Source organism: Rhodococcus sp. Leaf225, assembly GCF_001426145.1.
GTDB lineage: Bacteria > Actinomycetota > Actinomycetes > Mycobacteriales > Mycobacteriaceae > Rhodococcoides.
In genome coordinates this window covers 258,284-280,249 of sequence record NZ_LMRN01000007.1, presented here as the reverse complement: position 1 = coordinate 280,249, position 21,966 = coordinate 258,284, and the positions used below count along the sequence as shown (strand labels likewise).

The 21,966-nt window shown below is 69.1% G+C and carries 20 protein-coding genes; 8 read left to right on the top strand and 12 right to left on the bottom strand.

What is annotated here, in order from left to right:
- The first annotated feature begins 23 nt into the window (after positions 1-23).
- A complete protein-coding gene (locus ASG69_RS01460) occupies positions 24-1,907 on the top strand; it encodes an AMP-binding protein (protein ID WP_056446884.1) in 1,884 nt (627 codons plus the stop codon).
- 13 nt (positions 1,908-1,920) lie between these two features.
- Here the strand turns inward: ASG69_RS01460 and ASG69_RS01455 are convergent, their stop codons facing one another.
- The 3 genes from ASG69_RS01455 to ASG69_RS01445 all read right to left on the bottom strand — a co-directional run bounded on the left by ASG69_RS01455 (position 1,921) and on the right by ASG69_RS01445 (position 6,579).
- The gene (locus tag ASG69_RS01455; protein ID WP_056446882.1) at positions 1,921-3,276 is read right to left on the bottom strand and encodes a cryptochrome/photolyase family protein; all 1,356 of its coding nucleotides are present in this window, start codon (positions 3,274-3,276) and stop codon (positions 1,921-1,923) included.
- Between the two features lie 38 nt (positions 3,277-3,314).
- Positions 3,315-4,295 carry an esterase/lipase family protein gene (locus ASG69_RS01450; protein WP_156380404.1) on the bottom strand — a complete coding sequence of 327 codons (981 nt, stop codon included), beginning with the start codon at positions 4,293-4,295 and terminating at the stop codon, positions 3,315-3,317.
- A 106-nt stretch (positions 4,296-4,401) separates the two neighbouring features.
- Positions 4,402-6,579, bottom strand: coding sequence for a glutamine synthetase III family protein (locus ASG69_RS01445; RefSeq protein WP_027504203.1), 2,178 nt, complete (start codon positions 6,577-6,579; stop codon positions 4,402-4,404).
- 232 nt (positions 6,580-6,811) lie between these two features.
- On the opposite strand from ASG69_RS01445, the gene ASG69_RS01440 reads away from it, so the two are divergent.
- Together ASG69_RS01440 and ASG69_RS01435 are read left to right on the top strand one after the other, a co-directional pair.
- Positions 6,812-7,519 (top strand): response regulator transcription factor, encoded by a 708-nt coding sequence (locus ASG69_RS01440; protein ID WP_027504204.1) that lies wholly within the window; start codon positions 6,812-6,814, stop codon positions 7,517-7,519.
- 26 nt (positions 7,520-7,545) lie between these two features.
- Entirely contained in the window at positions 7,546-8,865 is a 1,320-nt protein-coding gene (locus ASG69_RS01435; RefSeq protein WP_200933721.1) for a sensor histidine kinase, read from the top strand.
- A gap of 25 nt (positions 8,866-8,890) precedes the next feature.
- Here the strand turns inward: ASG69_RS01435 and ASG69_RS01430 are convergent, their stop codons facing one another.
- Together ASG69_RS01430 and ASG69_RS01425 are read right to left on the bottom strand one after the other, a co-directional pair.
- Positions 8,891-9,247: an FKBP-type peptidyl-prolyl cis-trans isomerase gene (locus ASG69_RS01430; RefSeq protein WP_027504206.1), complete on the bottom strand. Its 357-nt coding sequence runs from the start codon at positions 9,245-9,247 to the stop codon at positions 8,891-8,893.
- 70 nt (positions 9,248-9,317) lie between these two features.
- Positions 9,318-10,004, bottom strand: a complete 687-nt coding sequence (locus tag ASG69_RS01425) for a DUF2848 domain-containing protein (RefSeq protein ID WP_056447514.1) — start codon at positions 10,002-10,004, stop codon at positions 9,318-9,320.
- Positions 10,005-10,105: 101 nt separating this feature from the next.
- On the opposite strand from ASG69_RS01425, the gene ASG69_RS01420 reads away from it, so the two are divergent.
- A complete protein-coding gene (locus ASG69_RS01420) occupies positions 10,106-11,467 on the top strand; it encodes an MFS transporter (RefSeq protein ID WP_056446876.1) in 1,362 nt (453 codons plus the stop codon).
- On the opposite strand, the gene ASG69_RS01415 is transcribed toward ASG69_RS01420, so the two are convergent.
- Positions 11,464-12,105: a GntR family transcriptional regulator gene (locus tag ASG69_RS01415; protein WP_027504209.1), complete on the bottom strand. Its 642-nt coding sequence runs from the start codon at positions 12,103-12,105 to the stop codon at positions 11,464-11,466. The genes ASG69_RS01420 and ASG69_RS01415 overlap by 4 nt on opposite strands.
- A 59-nt stretch (positions 12,106-12,164) precedes the next feature.
- Here ASG69_RS01415 and ASG69_RS01410 point away from each other — a divergent pair, with 59 nt between their 5' ends.
- Positions 12,165-12,962, top strand: coding sequence for a carbon-nitrogen hydrolase family protein (locus tag ASG69_RS01410; RefSeq protein ID WP_027504210.1), 798 nt, complete (start codon positions 12,165-12,167; stop codon positions 12,960-12,962).
- Positions 12,963-12,999: 37 nt separating this feature from the next.
- Here the strand turns inward: ASG69_RS01410 and ASG69_RS01405 are convergent, their stop codons facing one another.
- Genes ASG69_RS01405 through ASG69_RS01395 form a run of 3 tightly spaced genes read right to left on the bottom strand, consistent with a single transcriptional unit; the run spans position 13,000 to position 16,257 of the window.
- On the bottom strand, positions 13,000-14,307 hold the full coding sequence (locus ASG69_RS01405; RefSeq protein ID WP_037183979.1) for a citrate synthase: 1,308 nt from the start codon (positions 14,305-14,307) through the stop codon (positions 13,000-13,002).
- A gap of 52 nt (positions 14,308-14,359) precedes the next feature.
- Positions 14,360-15,286 carry a carbohydrate kinase family protein gene (locus tag ASG69_RS01400; protein WP_056446873.1) on the bottom strand — a complete coding sequence of 309 codons (927 nt, stop codon included), beginning with the start codon at positions 15,284-15,286 and terminating at the stop codon, positions 14,360-14,362.
- On the bottom strand, positions 15,283-16,257 hold the full coding sequence (locus tag ASG69_RS01395; protein ID WP_056446870.1) for an aldose 1-epimerase family protein: 975 nt from the start codon (positions 16,255-16,257) through the stop codon (positions 15,283-15,285). The genes ASG69_RS01400 and ASG69_RS01395 overlap by 4 nt, the downstream gene beginning before the upstream one ends.
- A 53-nt stretch (positions 16,258-16,310) precedes the next feature.
- Here ASG69_RS01395 and ASG69_RS01390 point away from each other — a divergent pair, with 53 nt between their 5' ends.
- Positions 16,311-17,057, top strand: a complete 747-nt coding sequence (locus ASG69_RS01390) for a CPBP family intramembrane glutamic endopeptidase (RefSeq protein ID WP_235578800.1) — start codon at positions 16,311-16,313, stop codon at positions 17,055-17,057.
- On the opposite strand, the gene ASG69_RS01385 is transcribed toward ASG69_RS01390, so the two are convergent.
- Positions 17,044-17,742, bottom strand: a complete 699-nt coding sequence (locus ASG69_RS01385) for a TetR/AcrR family transcriptional regulator (RefSeq protein WP_056446867.1) — start codon at positions 17,740-17,742, stop codon at positions 17,044-17,046. The genes ASG69_RS01390 and ASG69_RS01385 overlap by 14 nt on opposite strands.
- Before the next feature lie 98 nt (positions 17,743-17,840).
- Between ASG69_RS01385 and ASG69_RS01380 the strand changes: the two genes are divergently transcribed.
- Positions 17,841-18,758: an NAD-dependent epimerase/dehydratase family protein gene (locus tag ASG69_RS01380; RefSeq protein WP_056446865.1), complete on the top strand. Its 918-nt coding sequence runs from the start codon at positions 17,841-17,843 to the stop codon at positions 18,756-18,758.
- On the opposite strand, the gene ASG69_RS01375 is transcribed toward ASG69_RS01380, so the two are convergent.
- Complete coding sequence (locus ASG69_RS01375; RefSeq protein WP_056446862.1) at positions 18,749-20,011, bottom strand: MFS transporter; 1,263 nt, start codon at positions 20,009-20,011, stop codon at positions 18,749-18,751. The genes ASG69_RS01380 and ASG69_RS01375 overlap by 10 nt on opposite strands.
- A complete protein-coding gene (gene pdxH, locus ASG69_RS01370; RefSeq protein WP_056447512.1) occupies positions 20,008-20,619 on the bottom strand; it encodes a pyridoxamine 5'-phosphate oxidase in 612 nt (203 codons plus the stop codon). The genes ASG69_RS01375 and pdxH overlap by 4 nt, the downstream gene beginning before the upstream one ends.
- 143 nt (positions 20,620-20,762) lie before the next feature.
- On the opposite strand from pdxH, the gene ASG69_RS01365 reads away from it, so the two are divergent.
- On the top strand, positions 20,763-21,884 hold the full coding sequence (locus ASG69_RS01365) for a citrate synthase 2 (RefSeq protein ID WP_027504219.1): 1,122 nt from the start codon (positions 20,763-20,765) through the stop codon (positions 21,882-21,884).
- Positions 21,885-21,966: the final 82 nt, after the last annotated feature.

Below are 21,966 nucleotides of genomic sequence, written 5' to 3'. Positions count from 1 at the left end.
GCGGCCGAGATTACAGTCGGCTCATGACCGAATCGGGCGCCTACCGCCAGGCCTACGACGCCGCTGCCGCCGACCCCGACGCCTTCTGGCTCGAGGCGGCGCGGGCGATCGACTGGGACGTCGCGCCGAACATCGCCCTGGACTCGTCGAACGCACCCTTCCACCGCTGGTTCCCGGACGGTCGACTGAACACGTGCGTCAACGCGCTCGACCGCCACGTCGCGGCCGGTGCCGGCGATCGGACCGCGCTGATCCACGATTCCGCCATGACGGGCGCTCGCGTGTCGTTCACCTACTCCGAACTCCTCGACCGGGTGTCCCGCTTCGCGGGGGCGCTCGCCGCTCGCGGCGTCGGTGCGGGTGATCGCGTCGTGCTCTACATGCCGATGATCCCGGAGGCCGTCGTCGCGATGCTCGCCTGTGCGCGCCTCGGTGCGGTCCACTCGGTGGTGTTCGGCGGGTTCGCCGCGAAGGAACTGGCCGCGCGCATCGACGACGCGGATCCCGTCGCGATCGTGACCGCCACGGGTGGTCTCGAACCCGGACGCACCGTCGACTACGTGACACCCGTCGCCGCGGCCCTCGCCATGTCGACGTCGTCCCCGCGTGCGGTCTTCCTCACGCGCCGACCGGAGATCGACATCGAGGCGCCTGGCGACTGGCTGGACTTCCATCGGGAACTCGACGCCGCGACCCCCGCGGATCCCGTGTCGGTCGCGGCGACCGATCCGCTCTACATCCTCTACGCCTCGGGCACCACCGGGAAGCCGAAGGGCGTCGTCCGGGACAACGGCGGACACGCCGTCGCGCTGCGCTGGTCGATGACCAACATCTACGACGTCGGACCCGGCCAGGTCATGTGGACCGCCTCGGACGTGGGCTGGGTGGTCGGCCACAGCTACATCGTCTACGGCCCGTTGCTGGCCGGAGCGACGACGGTGCTGTACGAGGGCAAGCCCGTCGGCACCCCCGACGCGGGCGCGTTCTGGCGAGTGATCGAGGACTACGGGGTGCGTGCGCTGTTCACGGCGCCCACGGCACTGCGCGCCGTACGCAAGGTCGATCCGGAGGCCGCGCTGCTGCGCGATCACGACGTGTCGTCCCTGGAAACCCTGTTCGTCGCCGGCGAGCGCCTGGATCCGGACACCTTCGCGTGGGCGTCCCGCATCCTGGACCGACCGGTGGTCGATCACTGGTGGCAGACCGAGACGGGGTGGGCGATCTGCGCGAATCTCCGCGGGCTGGAACCGATGCCGCTGAAGTCGGGCTCACCGACGGTGCCGGTGCCCGGGTTCCACGTCGGCATCGTCGACGGCTCGTGGGCCGAGGTACCCGCCGGCACCGAGGGCAACATCGTGCTCGAACTCCCCCTGCCGCCCGGCACACTCGCCGGCCTCTGGCAGGACGACGACCGGTTCCTGTCGTCGTATCTCGCCGCGTTCGACGGGTACTACCTCACCGGCGATTCGGGCTACGTCGACGAGGACGGCTACGTCTACGTCCTGGGGCGCACCGACGACGTCATCAACGTCGCGGGGCACCGATTGTCCACGGGCAGTATCGAAGCCGTCGTCGGCGCCCACCCTGCCGTCGCCGAGTGCGCCGTGATCGGCATCCACGACGAGACGAAGGGTCAACGCCCCAGCGCGTACGTCGTGCTCAAGACCGGCGTGGACATCGACGACGACACCCTGCGCTCCGAACTCGTCGCCGCCGTTCGCGAGGACATCGGCGCCGTTGCCACGTTCCGTGACGTGACCGTCGTGCAGGCGTTGCCCAAGACACGCTCGGGCAAGATCCTGCGCAAGACGATGCGCCAGATGGTCGACGGCGACGAGGTGGTCGTGCCGTCGACCATCGAGGACGCGTCCGTGCTCGACGCCCTGGCGGCCCTCTTCAGGACCTGAACGGGCCGCACAGTCAGGACTTGAGCGCGCCGAAGCGTCGCAGCGCTTCCTCCCGCTCGTGCTTGTGGTCGACGATCGGCTCGGGATAGTCCTCCGGCCGTCCGTTCTTCAGAGCGTGCACGGCTTTACCCTCGACACCGCGGAGCTCGGGAACCCAGCGACGCACGTAGTCGCCGTTCGGGTCGAACTTCTCGCCCTGCGTCGTGGGGTTGAACACCCGGAAGTACGGCGACGCATCGGTTCCCGTGCCCGCGGTCCACTGCCACCCGTGCTGGTTGCTGGCGATGTCGCCGTCCATCAGGTGCTGCAGGAAGAAGCGTGCACCCCGCCACCACGGCAGGTGCAGGTCCTTCACCAGGAAGGATGCGACGATCATCCGCACCCTGTTGTGCATCCAGTTCTCCGAGACCAGTTGGCGCATGCCCGCGTCGACGATGGGGAAGCCCGTCGTGCCGTCGCACCACGCCTGGAAGAGCTCGTCCGCGTGCGGCCCGGAGTCGAGCTCGATCTTGTCGAACCTCTTGTCGTAGTTCTCCCGAGCGCTGTCCGGTCGGCGAAAGAGGATGTCGGCGTAGAAGTCTCGGAAGCACAACTCGCGTCGGTACGCCTCCGAGCCGTCGTTCTTCAGTGAGGCCAGATCGGCCAGCATGGTGCGCGGGTGGATGGTCCCGTACTTCAGGTGCACCGACATCCGGCTGGTGCTGTCCTTGTCAGGACGGTTGCGCTCGTCGTCGTACCCGGTCGCGCGGTCGTCGCGGAAGTCCGCCCACGAGGACAGCGCCGCCTTCTCGCCGGCCTCGACGTCCGCACGGGTCTTCTCCGTCGGAATGGTCACTCGCGTGCGGCCGCCCGACACGTCGTCCGGATCGATCCACGACGCCGACGACGCGGAGGTGTCGGCGGGGCCGCGCCAGCCGTGGTCCTGCCAGCGGCGGTAGAACGGCGTGAAGACCTTGAAACCCTCGCCGTCGTCCTTGACGATGCGGCCGGGCGACACCGCGTACGGCGACCCCGTGCGAACCAGGTCGACCTTCTCGGCGACGGCGTCGTCGCGGCCTCGACCGTACGGACCGTAGTCCTCGCTGACGTGTACGGCGTCCGCTCCCACGGCCTTCGCCACGGCCGGAACCGCGGCCACCGGATCGCCCTTCACCACCATCAGGCGGCCGCCGAGCTGGTCGTCCAGCGCTGTCAACGACCGGAACAGCACGTCGCGGCGCGCGGCACCCGACGGGCCGAGGAGGTGATCGTCGAGCACGAACAGCGCCAGCACGTCCCGGCCGTCCTCGGCGGCGTGGGCCAATGCCGGGTGGTCACCGAGGCGCAGGTCGCGGCGGAACCACAGGACGGAGGGTGCAGAAGAGCTCATGACAGACGTTCGTACCCGTTCCGCGCCCCGGCCGAACGTCAGGGTCCGGTGAAGGCCGGCTCGGCCGGAAGCACCTGCGTCTGCATCTGCGCGTCCACCAGGCCGGCGATGGCGGTGGGCGCGGTACGCAGCGGGCCCAGCGGATCGGTTCCTGGCGGAGTGAGTTGGAGACAACTCTGCGTGCCCACCCTCGACTCGACGGCCGGGCCGTCGTTGTCCAACGCGTCGGCCAGCATCGCGATCGCCGTGGCGTCCGACGGAAGCAGGACGTGGGAGACGTACTTCAGGGGGCAGACGTCCTGGATCACCAGGTTCGACGCCCCGGCCATCGCGCCGGCGGCCGGGGCCGGTCGCACCAGCTCGTCGAACGCCGTCGAGATCGTGGTGGCCGACGTGCCCGCCGGGAACGGCGTCGACGTCAGTGCGGCCATGAAGTCGGACCCCTCGGAGAACTGCCAGATGGGCGCCGCACAGCCGCCCAGCGCCGCGCACACCGCATCGGTGTCCTGCGGAGCACCCACCGGAGCGAGCCCGACCACGTCGTCCACCACCGCGGCGACCTCGGGATCGGACTTCACCGCCCACGCGGCGAGAGTTCCGCCCTGGCTGTGGCCGACCAGATCGACCGGGCCACCGCGGGTGCTCGCGGTGCGCAGCACGGCGTCCACGACGAAGCGGGTGCTGATCTGCACGTCGACCGTCGCGCGCCGAGGCAGTTCCACCGTGCAGAACGGTCGACCGGTCTGCGTGAGCCACGGTTCGAGCACCGCGCCGAAGTCCTCGGCACTGTTCGTCCAGGTGCCGTGCACCAACACCACAGGGTTCTCCGCCGCACCCGCGACGTCGCCGCTGCACGCGTAGGTGGAGCCGACGGCCGGGTCGGCGGGCGCTGCGACCGCCGTGACGGCGCTGACCACCACCGTCGCCGCCACCGCGGTCAGGACCAACCCGACCCGCACCGGTAGCGCGAACAACGACCCTGCATTCCACCCTGACGATCCTGATCCCGACGACCCCATGCCGCATCACCCCCGACGGGGAAGCTACCGCCCGCCGGAGGTGGTGCCGCACGGAAAACGGACATTCGGCACGCCTCGAGTGAATGTCACCAGCGCGCCGCGTGCATCACAGGACGAACAACATCTCCTGGTAGGTCGGCAGCGGCCACAGGTCGTCGGCGACGATGTCCTCGAGCTGATCGGCCGCCGCCCGCACCTCCGCCATGGCCGGAAGGAGTGCGTCCCTGGCGTGGGTGGCCTCGCCGAGCGCGTCGTGCCCGGTGTCGGCGTCCAGCGCGCCCTTCAGCGTCGCCAGCCCGGCCCGCAGAGCCGCGAGCGGCACGGACACGGTGTCCAGCGGTGCCCTGTCGATCTCCACGCCCACCGCCTGCAGCGCGGCCAGGTTCTGGGCGACCTCCGTCTGGTACCGCACTGCCGCCGGCAGCACGATGGTGGTGCCCATCTCGAGCGTCAACCGAGCCTCCACACCGATGGTGAGTGCGTACTGCTCGAGCCCGATCTCGTAGCGGCTGTGCATCTCTCGCGAGTTGAACACGTCGTACTTCGAGAAGAGGGCCAGTGCCTCGTCGGTGATGAGCTCCGGCAACGCGTCCAGCGTCGTGCGCAGGTTGGCGAGACCCCGCGCCTCCGCCTCGATGGGCCAGTTCTCCGAGTACCCGTCACCGTTGAAGACGACGGCGCCGTGGTCGGTGATGATCTGCGTCAACAGGTTCTGAACCGCGGTGTCGAAGTCGACGCCGTCCGCGACGGCCGTCTCGAGCTCGGTGGCCATGTGGTCGAGCGACTCGGCCATGATCGTGTTGATGACGACCATCGGCTCGTTCACCGTCTGCATCGACCCCGGAGCGCGGAACTCGAATCGGTTGCCGGTGAACGCGAACGGGCTCGTACGGTTGCGGTCGCCCGGATCGGTGGGCAGCACGGGCAGCGTGTCCGCCCCGATCATCATGGTGCCCTTGCCCTTCGAGGACGTCGCCGCGCCCTTGGCGATCTGGTCGAAGACGTCGGCGAGCTGGTCACCCAGGAAGATCGAGATGATGGCCGGCGGAGCCTCGTTCGCGCCGAGTCGGTGATCGTTCGTGGCCGACGCCACCGATGCGCGCAGCAGCCCGGCGTACTTGTGCACCGCGCGGATCACCGCAGCACAGAAGACGAGGAACTGTGCGTTGTCGTGCGGGGTGTCCCCCGGGACCAGGAGGCTGCCGAGCTCGGAGTTGCCCAACGAGAAGTTGACGTGCTTACCCGACCCGTTGACGCCCTCGAACGGCTTCTCGTGGAACAGGATCTCCATGCCGTGCTTCTTGGCGATGGTCTTGAACGTCGTCATGAGCAGTTGCTGGTGATCCGCAGCGATGTTGCCGCGTTCGAACATCGGCGCGATCTCGAACTGTCCGGGCGCCACCTCGTTGTGCCGGGTCTTGGCCGGGATGCCGAGCTTGAACAGTTCGCGCTCGGTGTCCATCATGAAGCCCAGGACGCGTTCGGGAATCGCGCCGAAATAGTGGTCGTCGAACTCCTGGCCCTTGGGCGGCTTCGCACCGAACAGGGTGCGCCCCGCGTTGAGCAGATCCGGACGCGCCAGGAAGAAGTGCCGGTCGACCAGGAAGTACTCCTGCTCCGGTCCGCAGAAGGACACGACGTGCTCGGGGTCCTCGTGTCCGAAGAGCGTCAGGATGCGCTCGGCGTGCCGGCCCATCGCCTGCTGGGAGCGCAGCAGACCCGTCTTGTGGTCCAGTGCCTCACCGGTCATCGACACGAACACCGTCGGGATGCACAGCGTGTTGCCGTTCGGATTCTCGAGGACGTACGCCGGGCTGGTGACGTCCCACCCCGTGTAACCACGCGCCTCGAAGGTGTTGCGCAGACCGCCGTTCGGGAAACTCGACGCGTCGGGTTCGCCCTGGATCAGCGTCTTGCCGGCGAACTCCGCCAACGCGGAACCGTCCGACACCGGCTCGAGGAAACTGTCGTGCTTCTCCGCCGTCAGACCCGTCAGCGGGTAGAACACGTGCGCGTAGTGCGTCGCCCCCTTCTCGATGGCCCAGTCCTTCATCGCGGACGCCACCGCGTCGGCCACCATCGGATCGAGCGGCGCACCGTGCTCGATCGTCTTCATCACCGACTTGTAGACCGATTTCGGCAGGCGCTTCTGCATCACCACACGGTTGAACACGTTCTCGCCGAAGACCTGACCCGGAGTCTCCGTGTCGGTGTAGCTGACGGCGGGAGGCTGGTACGCCTCGACCGCTCGCAGAGCCTGGAGACGGACCGTGTTCGCGCTCATCGTGATACCCCTTGCATGCTCGACCCCGACCGCGCTGGATGCACCGACGGCTTCGAGAGACGATAGAGACGCTCTGTTCCGGGAAGATTGCGCAGACGTGACCACCGCGATCGTTCCCGGCCCGGCCGGTTGTGTGCAATGATCCGCGGTGAGCGCGGATCACTGCACACAGGTCGACTCCCGCGGCGCGGGGCGCATCCGCACACCACGGGCGTTCCGGCACAATCGACGGATGACCGCTCCGGACCAGCCCACCGTCCTCGTGGTGGACGACGACGTCGACGTGCTGGCCTCGATCGAGCGCGGACTGCGGCTGTCCGGGTTCACCGTGCTCACCGCTCGCGACGGCGCCGCCGCTCTCGACCTCGTCGGTGCGCAGGATCCGGACGTCGTGGTGCTGGACATGAACATGCCCGTCCTCGACGGCAACGGCGTGGTCACCGCATTGCGCGCCCGCGGCAACGACGTCCCGGTGTGCGTCCTGAGCGCGCGCAGTTCCGTCGACGACCGCATCGCGGGCCTCGAGTCCGGCGCCGACGACTACCTGACCAAGCCGTTCGTCCTCGCCGAACTGGTGGCACGCATCAACGCGATGCTGCGCCGCCGCGGCACCATCGGTACCAGCGTCCCGGCCACTGCCGCCGTGGTGGTCGGGCCGCTGAGCCTCGACGAGCCGGGCCACCGCGCCACCATCGACGGGCGGCCCCTCGACCTCACGAAGCGCGAGTTCGAACTCCTCGCCGTCCTCGCGCACAACGCCGGAGTGGTGCTCAGCCGGGAGCGGCTCCTGGAACTGGTGTGGGGGTACGACTTCGTGGCCGACACCAACGTCGTCGACGTCTTCGTCGGGTACCTGCGCCGGAAGATGGAGAGCGGTGGGGTGCCACGGATCCTGCACACCGTCCGCGGCGTCGGCTTCGTCCTGCGCACGGCTTCATGACGACCGGCCTCCGGCCTTCCCGGCGCATGACGACCGGCCTCCGGCCTTCCCGGGTCTTCTCGCTGCGCGCCCGCGTGGCCGCCGCCACCGCCCTGGGCGCCCTCATCATCGTCTCGCTCGTCGGTTGGTACGTCGCAGCGGCCATCTCCCGCAACAACATCCTGCAGCTCGACCGTCGGCTCGAGACAGCGTCGGAGGTGGTGGTACCGCGTGCGCAGACGTTCGAGATGTTCCTCGGGAGCCTGAGCAGGTCCGAGGCCTTCGCCATCACGATCAGGCAGACCGATCAGGTGCGGGCCAGTACTCAGCCGCAGCTCCCCGCGATGCCGCTCGGTTCGGCGACCGCCGACGTCGACGGCACCCCGTTCCGCGTCTACACCGCCGCGGTGCCGGACCGGACGGACGTCACCGTGTCCATCGCGGTGCCGTTGTCGGAGGCGCAGGACATCACGGACGACCAGCAGCGGCAGGTGCTGCAGGCCGGCGCTCTGGCGGTCGGCGCGTCGACGGCACTCGGCTGGATCCTCGGCGGACGGGCCGTGCGCCCGTTGATGAGGCTCACGCACGACGTCGCGAAGGACCCGCCGACACCACCCCGCAAGTCGACGGGTGTGCGGGAGGCGGACGCCCTCGCGGCCGCCGTCGGCGACATGCTGCAGCGAGTGTCGGACGCCCAGGCGCGCACCGAGAGCGCCCTCGAGACGGCCCGCGACTTCGCCGCCGTGTCGGCGCACGAGCTGCGGACGCCGCTGACCGCCATGCGTACCGACATCGAGGTGCTGCGCACGCTCGATCTCTCGGCCGAGCAGCGGCAGGAGATCCTCGACGACCTGCAGCGCACGCAGGGCCGGGTGGAATCGACTCTCGCCGCGCTGGAACGGCTGGCCACCGGAGAGCTGACCACCGACGCGGACCGGGTGAGCGTGGACGTCGTGGAGGTCGCCGACCTCGTCGCACGGGACGCCGCGCGGACGTTGCCGGAGACGCGGGTGCGGGTGGAGGCCGACGGGCCGGTGTCCGCCCTCGGTCATCCCACGGGACTACGGTTGGCGCTCGACAACGCCGTCCTCAATGCCGTGCGTCACGGCGGCGCGACGACCGTGGTGATCAGCGTGGCGCGCACGGCGGCGGGTGCGCGAATCAGCGTGGACGACAACGGGTCCGGCGTCCCGGAGGACGAGCGGGAACGTGTCTTCGGACGCTTCGAGCGCGGATCACGGGCCGCGGCGGGCGGATCCGGACTCGGGCTCGCACTGGTCGCCCAGCAGGCTCACCTGCACGGTGGAACGGTGCATCTGGAGGCGAGCCCGCTGGGCGGCGCGAGGTTGGTGCTCGACGTGGCGTGAGCCCGTCGAATCTGCGGAGCAGAGATCAGGCGTTCAGCAGATCGATGACGAAGACGAGGGTCTTGCCCGACAGCCGATGTCCGGCGCCTGCGGGGCCGTAGGCGAGCTCCGGCGGGATGGTGAGCTGACGGCGTCCGCCGACCTTCATGCCGGGAATGCCGTCCTGCCAGCCCTGGATGAGGCCGCGCAGCGGGAAGGTGATGGACTCGCCGCGGTTCCAGGACGAGTCGAACTCCTCGCCGCTCTCGAACTCGACGCCCACGTAGTGGACCTCGACGGTGCCGCCGGGAACGGCTTCCGCGCCGTCACCGACCGTGATGTCCTGGACCACGAGGTCGGTAGGAGGGGGGCCGGCCTGGAACTCGATCTCGGGCTTGGTCACGATGAACTCCTGTAGTCGACTGATACCGAACGACGATGTCCTGTACCGATCGACTGTAACGTGACTGCGCTCAGCCTATCGGGGACGGCATGGCGACGGTGCGGTAAGCGCAGGTCAGAGTCCGATCGGTCGCCGGGTCGCGCAGCTCGACCTTCCACGCGCTCGCGAACTGGTCCACCCCCGGAACCATCGACACCGTGCCGGACATCAGCACCGTGCCCGCCCGGAAGAGCCCCCGCTCGGTGAGGACGTCGAGCCAGTGATCGGGCGAGAGCAGATCGCCCAGAGTGCCGTCCTGGATCAGGGTCTCGTCGTCTCCGACCCGGGCGCGCAGCGTGATGTCGTCGAGGCGGTCGGCCACCTCCGCGAGCCGCCAGGCCCCGGTGCCGAGCACGTCGGGTGAGGCGTTCTTGCTCCACGCGACGCTGTGCACCTCGAGATCGCGATCGGTGTGGTCGCATGCGACGGTCAGCAGCACGTCGTCGCGGGTGGGACCCGTGATCACCAGTGCCCACTCCGCCTCGCCCGAGGTGTGTCCGTGCTGGACGTGCACCTCGGAGGTCTGCTGAGCCAGGTAGGGCGAGATGGGGTACATCGCCGGAATGGTGGTCGGTGCGGGAACGCCGAGCTCGGCCAGTTCGGCGATGTGGGACGCGACCTCGGCCTGGTCACGGCCCGCGTACCCGGCGTTCAGGAGTGTGGTCACGGTGACCGACTCGGTGGAACCGTCGGGAAGTTCGAAGGTCAGTGTCGTCATCATTTCTCCTGTTACTTCTCTGTTTCGGGAGCGCTCGAGGGGTTGCGCATACGTCTTGTATACAGCAAGTATATGAACCACGACACCCGAAAGGACATCCCATGGACGGCACGACACCCGACGGCCGAGGGGCGGTGCGTCCCGACCGGACTGCGCTGACCAAGGCTTTCGCTGCCAGCCTGACCGGTACGGCACTGGAGTGGTACGACTTCGCGGTCTACTCCGCGTCGGCCGCACTGATCTTCCCCATCATCTTCTTCCCGGAGAGCGACCCGTTGACGGGAACGCTGCTCGCGTTCTCGACCTACGCCGTGGGATACGTCGCGCGGCCGATCGGCGGGTTCGTCTTCGGCCGCCTCGGCGACGTCATCGGACGCAAACAGCTGCTCGTCATCACGTTGTTGCTCATCGGCGTCACGACGTTCCTCATCGGACTGCTGCCGGGCTACGCGACCATCGGCGTCGCGGCGCCGATCATCCTGGTGGCGTTGCGCTTCGCGCAGGGCGTCGCCGTCGGTGGCGAGTGGGGCGGTGCCGTCCTGCTCTCGAGCGAGTACGGCAATCCGCGCAAGCGTGGATTCTGGTCGTCCGCGGCGCAGATCGGCCCGCCCGCCGGCAACCTGATGGCCAACGGCGCTCTCGCGGCCCTGACCTTCGCCCTCACCGAGGAACAGTTCGAGTCGTGGGGCTGGCGCGTGGCGTTCCTGCTGTCGGCCGTGCTGGTCGGCTTCGGGCTGTGGATCCGCCTTAAGCTGGAGGACACCCCGGTGTTCAAGGCGCTGCAGGAGAGCGGCGACCGACCCGAGGCACCGATCACCGAGGTCTTCCGCGAGCAGAGCCGCCCCCTGATCGCCGCGATCCTCTCGCGCATCGCACCCGACGTCATCTACGCGCTCTTCACCGTCTTCTCCATCACCTACGGCGTGCAGAAGCTCGGCTTCGTGCGCAGCGAGGTGCTCACGGCCATCCTCATCGGCTCGGCGTTCCAGCTGGCCACCATCCCGCTGGCGGGCGCACTGTCCGACATCGTGAACCGGCGTCTGCTCTACGCCGTCGCCGCCGTGGGCGGCGTCGTGTGGGTTGCCGTCTTCTTCCTCCTCATCGGCGGCAGCTCGTTCGGCATGCTCGTCCTGGGCGTCGTCGTCGGACTGACGTTCCACTCGTTCATGTACGGGCCGCAGGCCGCGTTCGTGACGGAGCAGTTCTCGCTGCGCCTGCGCTCCACCGGTGCCTCGCTGGCGTACACGATCGCCGGCGTCTTCGGCGGCGCGATCGCTCCGCTCATGTTCACGTTCCTGCTCGACCGCACCGACAGCTGGGTGCCCGTCTTCGTCTACATCATGGCGATGGGTGTGCTCACCGTCCTCGGCCTGGCACTCGGCCGTGGTCCCGATCCTGCGGAGGAGGAGAGCTACGTCGCGCAGAACCTCGGCGCCGAGCAGCTCTCGGCGCGGGAGAGCTAGCCGCGCAGCAGGATTCGCATGGTGACGTCCAGGTGTGCATCGATCTGCGCGGACGCCGCGGCCAGATCCCCGGAGGCCAACGCGTCGACGATCGCGCGATGCTCGGTGCACACCTGGCGCTTGCGGTCGGGAGCGCCGAACAGCGCGGACAACCCGGCACGCAACTGCCGCGCCCGCAGCCCGGCGTACGTCCGGGACAGCAACTCGCTGCCTGCAGAGTCGATCAGTTCCTGGTGGAACGTCCCGTCGAGGTCGATGAAGGTTCGAGCGTGATCCTCGGCGGCACCGGCAGCCAGTGCCTCCTGCGACTCCAGAGTGGCCGTCATCGCCGCGATGGGTACGTTCCCAGCGTCGATCGCCTTCTCCGCGGCGTGCCGTTCGAGCACGCCGCGCAGGTCCATCAGTTCACCGATCTGGCGCCCGGACATCGGCGGCACGTACGCGCCCCGGCCGCGCACCATCTCGATGAGACCCTCGGACACCAACAGCAGCAACGCTTCTCGGACCGGGGTGCGCGACACCCCGATCTGCGACGCCAGCTCGCCCTCGTTCAGGAACGTGCCCGTGAACGCCGGTTCGGACAGCACGCGGTCGCGGAGATAGACATAGGCACGCTCGCGACCGGACTGTTCTTGCATACTGTGTGTATACCAGTCACGACCCTCGACACCCCGCACGCCGACGTCAGGAGCACCGCATGAGAATCAGCCTCGCCCAGATCACCGCGTCCCGCGATCCGAACGAGAACCTCGACCTGGTGCGCTCGTCCGTCCGTGACGCTGTGGACGCGGGCGCCCGGCTGTGCGTCCTTCCCGAGGCAACGATGCGCCGATTCGGCGGATCGATCGCCGACGTCGCCGAGCCGCTCGACGGCCCCTGGGCCACCGCGGTGCGCGAGATCGCCGACGACGCGGGCATCACCGTCGCGGCCGGCATGTTCACCCCGGCCGTCGGCGGTGACGAGCGGGTGCGCAACACCCTGCTGATCACCGGCGGGGGCGTCGAGGCGTCGTACGACAAGATCCACCTGTTCGACGCGTTCGGTTTCGCCGAGTCCGACACCGTCGCACCGGGAACCGAGCCGGTGGTCGTCGACATCGACGGCGTGGGTGTCGGCTTCGCGACGTGCTACGACATTCGCTTCCCCGGCCTCTTCCAGACCCTCGCGGACCGCGGCGCCCTGCTCACCGTCGTCGCCGCGTCGTGGGGCCGCGGCCCCGGCAAGGTGGATCAGTGGACACTGCTCGCCCGCGCCCGCGCACTGGACTCCACGACGTTCCTCGCGGCCTGCGGGCAGGCGGACCCCGCCGAGTCGGGTATCGAGATCTCCGGCTCGGCACCCGTGGGCGTCGGCAACTCGATGGTGGTGTCCCCCACCGGCCACGTGCTCGACCAGCTCGGCGCGGCGCCCGGTCTGCTCACGCTCGACATCGACCCGAACGAGATCGACGCGGTGCGCCAAAACCTGCCGGTGTTGGCCAACCGGAAGTTCTGACGCACCGCGTCGGGGGTGTCGCGAGGGGCGGGGCCGATCAGCGGCCGTCGATGCCCTCGTAGCCGCGCTCGGTGTAGCCCGTGTAGATCTGACGGGGGCGGCCGATCTTGGCGTTCGGGTCCTGGTGCATCTCCTGCCAGTGCGCGATCCACCCGGGCAGGCGGCCGAGCGCGAACAGCACCGTGAACATGCGCTCGGGGAAGCCCATGGCGCGGTAGATGAGACCCGTGTAGAAGTCGACGTTCGGGTACAGCTTGCGCTCGACGAAGTAGTCGTCGGACAGGGCGACCTCTTCGAGCTTCATCGCGATGTCGAGCAGCTCGTCGTTGGTGCCGAGCTTCTCGAGGATCGAGTGCGCCGTCTTGCGCACGATGGCCGCGCGCGGGTCGTAGTTCTTGTAGACACGGTGTCCGAAGCCCATGAGCTTGACACCGTCCTCCTTGTTCTTGACCCGCTTCAAGAAGTCGGCGCTGTCGCCGCCCTCACTCTGGATGCGGTAGAGCATCTCGAGGACGGCCTGGTTGGCGCCGCCGTGCAGCGGACCCCACAGTGCGTTGATACCGCCGGAGATGGACGTGAAGAGGTTGGCGTCGGACGAGCCGACCAGGCGCACCGTCGACGTCGAGCAGTTCTGCTCGTGATCTGCGTGCAGGATGAGCAGCATGTCGAGCGCCTTGACCATCTCGGGATCGGCCTCGTAGGGCTCGGCCGGGAAACCGAAGGTCATGCGCAGGAAGTTCTCGACGTAGCTCTTCGAGTTGTCCGGGTACAGGAACGGCTGGCCCACCGACTTCTTGTACGCGTACGCGGCGATGGTCGGCAGCTTGGCCAGCAGACGGATCGTCGAGAGCTCGACCTGCTCGGGATCGTTCGGGTCGAGCGAGTCCTGGTAGTACGCGGACAGCGCGTTGACCGCGGACGAGACGACGGGCATCGGGTGCGCGTTGCGCGGGAAGCCGTCGAAGAAGCGCTTGAGGTCCTCGTGCAGCAGGGTGTGCCGACGGATGCGGTCGGTGAAGTTCTCCAACTCGACGGTGGTGGGCAGCTCCCCGTAGATCAGCAGGTAGCTGACCTCGAGGAACGACGACTTCTCGGCGAGCTGGTCGATCGGGTATCCGCGGTAGCGCAGGATGCCCTCGGCACCGTCGATGTACGTGATGGCGGACTTGGTGGAGGCCGTGTTGACGAACCCACCGTCCAGCGTCGTGTACCCGGTGTTCGCGAGCAGTTTGCCCAGCTCGATACCGTCGTTGCCTTCGGTCGCTCTCGCAATGGTCATCTCGTGTTCGCCGCCGGGATAGATCAGCTTGGCGGTGGCGGCGTTGTCGGCATTCTCAGCGGGCACGAAGGGTCCCTCTCGAGCTCGGTGTAACGGAACTTGTGGTGTCTCGATAAAACTAGTCGTCGCCGACCTCGTCCGCCCAGGGAGGGTCCGCCCCCGGTCGCGACACGGTGATGGCGGCTGCCTTCGCGGCGAACGTGAGAGCCGCCGTCCAGGCCTGTGAATCGAGTCGCAGAAGGTCCGCCGACGAGCGCACGCCGTGCTCCGTCAGGTGGTGGAGCATCGCCCCGTGGACGGTGTCGCCCGCACCGATGGTGTCCGCGACCTGCACCGACACACCGGGAACGACTGTCTCGCCGGCCGTGGTGACCACCGACAGTCCGTCCCCGCCGCGCGTGACGACGACGGCCGTCACGCCCGCGTCCAACCAGTCTCGGACGGTGGTGCCCTGCGGCCCCTCCCCCAGCCATCCCGCGTCCTCGACCGACACCTTGAGGATGTCGATCGACGGAAGCCAGGTACGGAACCGGGCGCGGTAACCGTCGCCGTCCGTCATCGCGGCCGGGCGGATGTTCGGATCGAGCATCGTCAGGACCCCGGCGTCGTGCACCCTCGCGAGCAGCGCCGCGTACACGCTCGCGCCCGGCTCGTAGAGCAGCGACAGCGTGCCGAACGACGCCGCGGTCACCGACTCGGGGATGGTCGCGGGCGCCTCGACGAGTCGGTCCGCGGTGCCGTCGGCATAGAACGAGTACTCGGCGGCGCCGTGCGCGTCGAGCACGGTCAGGGCGAGCGTGGTCAGCTCCGGCCCACGCTGGAGCAGGTCGAGTCCCACCTTCGACACCTCCAGCCACGCCACCAGGTCGCGGCCGAACGGGTCACGGGAGATGCGAGAGAGGAACTGCACGTCCGCACCGAGGCGGCCGAGCGCGACGGCGACGTTGAACGGGCCGCCGCCCAGCTTCGGCGTCAACGCGGGACCACCGCCCCGGCGATCCGGCACCAGATCGACCAGCGCCTCGCCGCACACGAGGATCGTCACGAGGCGCTCCCGTCGTCCGCCCGGATGCCCCAGCTCCCGGTCCAGGTCTCCCCCGGCTCCAGCACGATCAGCCCCACCCCTGAGTTCAGCGCGTCCGGTGGGCACGTCATCGGTTCGATCGCCAGGGCGCGGCCGCGGTCCGGGTAGGCCTGATCGTGCGCCGGATCCGCCGTGAACACCTGCACCCACGGGAAGTTCGCGTCGGTCCACAGCACGGTGGCTGCGCTGTCCGGCGGCGTCAGGTACTGCCGTGCGATGCCGTCCGCGTCCGGGACGAGGGCACTGAACGGGGTGTCGAGCCAGACTCCGGCGAGGCTCCGCGCCGCAGCGAAGTCGAGGTCCGTGTCCTGCACGGGCACGGGGCCGCCGCTGGGCAGGTTGCGCTCGCCGTCGAGCGGGAGACGCACACCCGCCGAGAGTCGGAGCGTGCACTCGTCCAGGGGCGCATCGCCTGCGCGGACGAACGAGTGGACGCCCATGCCGAACGGCGCCGTGCGATCCCCGACGTTCGTCGCCGTGTGGGTCACGGTCAGACCGTCGTCACCGAGGCTGTGCCGAGCTGTCAGCCGCAGCGCGAAGGGCCATCCCTGCTCGCCACCGATGTCGATGGTGTGGGTGATCGACGAGTCGGACCGCTCCGCGACGTCCCATTCCCGTCGACGGACGAGTCCGTGACTCGCGTTGTTCCGGGCCGGTTCGGTGATCTCGAGCTGATGTGTCTCACCGTCGAACGTGAACCGGCCGTCGCGCGTGCGGTTGGGCCACGGCGCCAACACCAGCCCCGCCGACAACGGGGGCTTGACGGCGACCCGATCCCGACCGGCCTCCGGCCTGCCCGCGTCCCACGTCTCGGTCAACCGGCGGCCGGAGTGCTCGAGGGCACGTAGTCCCGCACCGGTGGCGGCGACGTCGGCTCTGTACGCACCGTGGCGCAGTGAATGGGACAGGGCGGATGGCGCGTCGTCGACCATGGCAGCACGCTACCGCCCTGATGTGACGCGCCGTTCTCTGTACGGTGGATCGGGTGTCCACAGTCGTCGTCGCCACCGAACCGGTGACATCCCGCCGTTGGTTCGACAGGACCCTCGTCGACATCGTCGTGGTCGTCGCCGCCCTCGTGGTCTTCAACCTGACCGCGCACTTCGCGCCCACTCCCATCGCGGTCGCCGCGGTGCCGGTCGGGGCCCTGCTCCTGCTCGCCTTCGCTCGTGCGCGCGGCGTCCAGTGGAGCGACCTCGGACTGAGCAACATCGGGCGCGGAGCCCGTCACGGCGCCGCTGCGGCCGGACTCACGCTGCTGGTGGTGGCCATCGCCGCCTCGATCCCCCTCACCCAGAGCGCTTTCCTCAACGAGCGGTACGGCGTCAACGTCGGCGCCACGCTGTTCGCGGCCCTCGTCATCATCCCGCTCCAGACCGTCATTCCCGAGGAGCTCGCGTTCCGCGGCGTCCTGCACGCGAAGTTGTCGCGGCGCTTCGGCATTCGCGCGGTCGCCGTCATCGGCTCGCTGTTGTTCGGACTGTGGCACGTGGCGTCGTCACTCGGCCTGACAGTGGGCAACGACGGGTTCTCCGCCGTGCTGGGAACCGGACTGTTCGGCCAGATCATCGGGGTGTGCGGCGCGGTCGCCGGGACCACCGTCGCCGGCTTCGTCTTCACCTGGCTGCGCCATCGCGGCGGGAGCATCCTCGCTCCCATCGGTCTGCACTGGGCACTCAACGGCGCCGGCGCGTTGGCCGCACTCGCGGTGTGGCACGTCACCTTCCACTGAGGTCGAGCGTCGCGGCGAGATTCCGCACGATGTCGGCGTAGAACGCGCCGGTGTCCTCGGTGACGCCGACCAGATGGCCGAAACGCTCGAACGACACCGCGCCGAAGACCGTGATCCACGCCGACAACGTGCGGGCCACCAGGTCGGTCGTCATCACGCCGCCGACGTCCTCACCGGTGGCCTGGCGATAGTGCTCCACGACGAAGTCGCGCGCCGGTGAATAGATGTCGTGCTCGATACGGACCGGCGGTGAGGACCGATGCGCATCGACGACGATGCTCACCACCACGAGAGTCGGGCGCGTGGCCGGACCGACGGTCGTCTGCGGCGCTCGATAGCCGGGCACGGGCGAGCCGTACAGCAGCGCGTACTCGTGCGGGTGCGCCGCGGCCCACGATCGCAGTGCGTCACACACCGCGACCCAGCGGTCGACAGGCTTCCCACCCTGCGGATCCGCATCCTCGAGGGCCGCACCCAGCTCGTCGTAGCACTGCACGATCAGTGCCGTGAGCAGCTCGTCCCGACTCGCAACGTAGCGATAGACGGCCGAGGACACCATGCCGATCTCCCGCGCCACGGCGCGCAGGGACAGCGCCGCGGGTCCGATGTCGGCGAGCTGGGTCCGAGCTGCGCCGAGGATCGCGGCCATCGTCTCCGTGCGGGCGGTCTCCCGAGGCGTGGGCATGCCTTCACAGTAACCGAGAGCACCGCTCTTGACTTTCGAGAGCGGTGCTCTCATAGTTGTGGCGAGAGCGGTGCTCTCCACTACGGAAGGTGTTTCCCATGTCCGATCGTCACGTCGTCGTCGGGGCCGGCCCCGTCGGTACCCACGTCGCCCGCCTGCTCGCCGACCGCGGCTCCGAGGTCGTTCTCGTCTCCCGTCGCGGCACTACGGCCCCCGGCGTCACCTCCGCCACGCTCGACGCCTCCGACGCCGACGCTCTCAGCGCCCTCACGGACGGTGCCGTCGCGCTGTACAACTGCGCCAACCCGAGCGACTACACGCAGTGGCATCAGGTGTGGCCCCCTCTGGCGCGGTCGCTGCGCACCGCTGCCGAACGGACAGGCGCCGTCCTGGCTGTCACGGGCACCCTCTACCCGTACGGGCCCGTCGCCGACGGTGTCATGCGCGAGGGAATGCCCGACGCGGCCACCGACCACAAGGGTGTGCTGCGGGCCCAGATGTGGGCGGAGCTCGCGGACGCTCACCGCGCCGGTTCTCTGCGCGCCGTCGAGGTACGCGGATCCGACTACGTGGGAACGGGAGTGGGCGCGAACGGCCACGTCACGCGCCTCCTCCCCGCTGCGCTCGACGGCAAGGCCGTGTGGGCGATCGATGCGGCCGACGTGCCGCACTCGTTCACCGACGTCCTCGACGAGGCGCGGGCACTGATCGCCGCCGTCGACACTCCCGAATCATGGGGTCAGGTGTGGCATGCACCGACCAATCCCGTTGTGACACTGCGGCAGGCGATCACCGACACACTCGCGGCCGTGGGCAGACCCCCGGTGCCCGTACGCGTCGTACCCCGAGTGATCACGCGGGCGGCGGGTCTCGCCGTACCGATGCTGCGGGAGCTGAACCAGCTGTCCTACCAGCGCACCGCGCCCTACGTCCTCGACTCGACGCGGTCACAGCAGATGCTGGGCATCGAGCCCACTCCCTGGGCGGAGGTGTGCCGCCGCACCGCTCAGGTGTGAGCCGTGACGCGGTACTTGACGAAGGCCGGGATGGCGAGGGCCGCGATCATCACGCCGACGATGACCAGCACCCCGCCGCCCGCCGCCGCGGCCGCGGTACCCACCATGAAGGCGGCCGCGCCGTGCAGGACGTCGCCCACCCGCGGGCCGCCCGCGACCACCACGATGAAGACTCCCTGCAACCTGCCACGCATGTCGTCGGTGGCCACGGACTGCAGCATCGAACTCCGGAACGCGGCGGAGATCATGTCGGCGCCGCCGCCGATCGCCAGGAAGCCCAGCGCCAGGTACAGCGCCCACCCGCGCTCCCCGACCGTCGCGAGCGCCACCGAGACACCGAACCCGATCATCGCGCCGCCCCACACCACGATGCACGCGATCACCGCGACACCCTGACGCTGCACGCGCGGCAACCACCCCGAGAAGATTCCGCCCAGCACCGCGCCCGCCGACAGGGACGCGAACAGCAGACCGAGGACGAGTCCACCCTCGGCCGGGTCACCGAACGTCTCGGTGGCCACCTCGGGGAACAGGGCGCGCGGCATCCCGAACACCATCGCGATGATGTCGACGACGAACGAGGCGAGCAGCACCTTCTGCGTCGCCAGGTAGGCGAACCCCTGGAACACCTCGCGCAGACCCGCGCGTCGCGACTCCCCCGTCGGCGGAATCTTCGGCAGTCGCGCGACTGCCCACAGGGTCACCGACAGCGCAATGGTGTCGAGCAGGTACAGCGTCGGCAGCCCGAACGCCGGAATCAACGCACCGGCCAGCATCGGGCCCGCGATGGCACCGAAGTTGAACACCGTCATGTTGAGTGAGTTGGCAGCGGGCAACTGCCGCAACGGAATCAGGCGCGGAATGATGGCGCTGCGCGTCGGCTGATTCACCGCGAAGAAGCCCTGCTGCACGGCGAGCAGCACCAACACGATCCACACGTTGTCCAGTCCCAGGTGCGCCTGCAGCCACAGCATGAACGACGTCGCGCCGATCCCCACCGTGGTGATCATCAGCAGGGTGCGCCGGTCCATCACGTCGGCCAACGCCCCGCCCCACAGCCCGAACACGACGAGAGGAATCAACGCGAACGCACCCGCGAGCCCCACGTACGCCGAGCTCGACGTGATCTGGAAGATCTGTTGCGGCACAGCGACGACCGAGAGCTGGGCGCCGATGACCGTGACGACGCCCGAGGCCCACAGGCGTCGATAATCGGGATTCTGGAGAGGAGTGGTGTCGGCGAGAAGTTTCACGGTTGCAGACGCTCGACGCCGGACGCCGTGACCACCAGCCTGTTGTGCAGACGGTTGTTCCGGCCCTGCCAGAACTCCACGGACTCGGGCGCGATGCGGAGGCCGCCCCAGTTCGGAGGCACCGGCACATCCTGGTTCTCGAACCTGTCGGTCACGTCGGCGAGGTGCCGTTCCAGGTCCTGACGCGATCCGATGGGGCTCGACTGCTGCGACGCCCACGCACCGAGCTGCGACCCCCGTGGCCGGGTGGACCAGTAGGCAGCCGTCTCGTCGGCGCTCACCCGCGTGACCGGTCCGCGCACCGTGAGCTGGCGCTGGATGCCGATCCACGGGAACGTCGCCGATGCGAAGGGCGTCGACTCGAGATGGCGGGCCTTCGCGGATCCGTAGTTCGTGTAGAAGACCACACCCGACTCCGACAACTCCTTGCACAGCACCGTGCGGGTCGCCGGTCGGCCGTCCGCGTCCACCGTCGCGAGTGTGATGGCATTCGGTTCCGGCAGACGCGCGTCGATCGCCTGCTGCAACCACACACGGGCGAGCGCGAGCCAGCCGTCGGCGAGGTCGCTCTCCTCGAGATCGTCGTCCCCGCCATACGCCACCCGCATATCCGCCAGGTCGATGTTCTCGGTCACCGCGCAGACGCTACTCCCGGAGTACGGTGCGGCCCGCGCTACCCACTAGGGTGCGGTGAGGTGCAGGTCCACGCACGAAAGCGGGGTCCGCGGACACAGGAGAACGAGGGATCTTCATGGCCCAGGAAACAGTGGTACCGGAGGGCTTCGTCGCCGGACTCGAGGGCGTCGTCGCCTTCACCACCGACATCGCCGAACCCGACAAGGACGGCGGCGCACTGCGCTACCGCGGCGTCGACATCGAGGACCTCGTCGGCAAGGGCGTCACCTTCGGCAACGTGTGGGCACTGCTCGTCGACGGACGCTTCGGCCCCGGACTACCGCCCGCCGAACCCTTTCCCCTCCCCATCCACACCGGCGACGTCCGCGTCGACGTCCAAGCCGGACTCGCGATGCTCGCACCGATCTGGGGCTACGAACCGCTCCTCGACATCGACGACGACACCGCCCGCGAACACCTCGCCCGCGCCTCTGTCATGGCGCTGTCCTACGTCGCCCAGTCCGCGCGGGGCATCTACCAGCCGGCCGTGCCGCAGACGCGAATCGACCAGTGCTCCACCGTCACAGAACGATTCATGACTCGGTGGAAGGGCGACCCCGATCCCGCCCACACCGAGGCCATCGACGCCTACTGGGTCTCCGCCGCCGAGCACGGCATGAACGCCTCCACCTTCACCGCCCGCGTCATCGCCTCCACCGGAGCCGACGTCGCCGCCGCCCTCTCCGGAGCCATCGGCGCCATGTCCGGACCGCTCCACGGCGGCGCCCCCGCCCGCGTGCTCCCCATGATCGAGGAGGTCGAGAAGTCCGACGACGCACGGGCACTGGTCAAGGGCATCCTCGACCGCAAAGAGAAGCTCATGGGCTTCGGGCACCGCGTCTACCGCGCCGAGGACCCCCGCGCCCGCGTCCTCCGCGCCACCGCGCAGCGCCTGAACGCACCCCGCTTCGAGGTCGCCGCCGCCCTCGAACAGGCCGCACTCGCCGAACTGCGCGAACGCCGCCCCGACCGCGCCATCGAGACCAACGTCGAATTCTGGGCCGCCGTCATCCTCGACTTCGCCGAAGTACCCGCGCACATGATGCCCGCCATGTTCACCTGCGGCCGCACCGCCGGTTGGTGCGCCCACATCCTCGAACAGAAACGCCTCGGCAAGCTCGTGCGTCCCGCCGCCATCTACACCGGTCCCGCACCGCGCTCCCCCGAGAGCGTCGAGGGGTGGGGCACCATCGCGTGAGGTAGGAGGGGTGTTATTTCTCCGCCGCGCGCACCGCACGGTGTTTCGCGCGCCTCTCGTTCTGCGCGCGTAGCCGAGCGGT

Coding starts and splice junctions, on each gene's coding strand:
- ASG69_RS01460 (WP_056446884.1), top strand. CDS start 24: ATGACCGAATCGGGCGCCTACCGCCAGGCCTACGACGCCGCTGCCGCC.
- ASG69_RS01455 (WP_056446882.1), bottom strand. CDS start 3,276: ATGAGCTCTTCTGCACCCTCCGTCCTGTGGTTCCGCCGCGACCTGCGC.
- ASG69_RS01450 (WP_156380404.1), bottom strand. CDS start 4,295: ATGGGGTCGTCGGGATCAGGATCGTCAGGGTGGAATGCAGGGTCGTTG.
- ASG69_RS01445 (WP_027504203.1), bottom strand. CDS start 6,579: ATGAGCGCGAACACGGTCCGTCTCCAGGCTCTGCGAGCGGTCGAGGCG.
- ASG69_RS01440 (WP_027504204.1), top strand. CDS start 6,812: ATGACCGCTCCGGACCAGCCCACCGTCCTCGTGGTGGACGACGACGTC.
- ASG69_RS01435 (WP_200933721.1), top strand. CDS start 7,546: ATGACGACCGGCCTCCGGCCTTCCCGGGTCTTCTCGCTGCGCGCCCGC.
- ASG69_RS01425 (WP_056447514.1), bottom strand. CDS start 10,004: ATGACGACACTGACCTTCGAACTTCCCGACGGTTCCACCGAGTCGGTC.
- ASG69_RS01420 (WP_056446876.1), top strand. CDS start 10,106: ATGGACGGCACGACACCCGACGGCCGAGGGGCGGTGCGTCCCGACCGG.
- ASG69_RS01415 (WP_027504209.1), bottom strand. CDS start 12,105: ATGCAAGAACAGTCCGGTCGCGAGCGTGCCTATGTCTATCTCCGCGAC.
- ASG69_RS01410 (WP_027504210.1), top strand. CDS start 12,165: ATGAGAATCAGCCTCGCCCAGATCACCGCGTCCCGCGATCCGAACGAG.
- ASG69_RS01395 (WP_056446870.1), bottom strand. CDS start 16,257: ATGGTCGACGACGCGCCATCCGCCCTGTCCCATTCACTGCGCCACGGT.
- ASG69_RS01385 (WP_056446867.1), bottom strand. CDS start 17,742: ATGCCCACGCCTCGGGAGACCGCCCGCACGGAGACGATGGCCGCGATC.
- ASG69_RS01380 (WP_056446865.1), top strand. CDS start 17,841: ATGTCCGATCGTCACGTCGTCGTCGGGGCCGGCCCCGTCGGTACCCAC.
- pdxH (WP_056447512.1), bottom strand. CDS start 20,619: ATGCGGGTGGCGTATGGCGGGGACGACGATCTCGAGGAGAGCGACCTC.
- ASG69_RS01365 (WP_027504219.1), top strand. CDS start 20,763: ATGGCCCAGGAAACAGTGGTACCGGAGGGCTTCGTCGCCGGACTCGAG.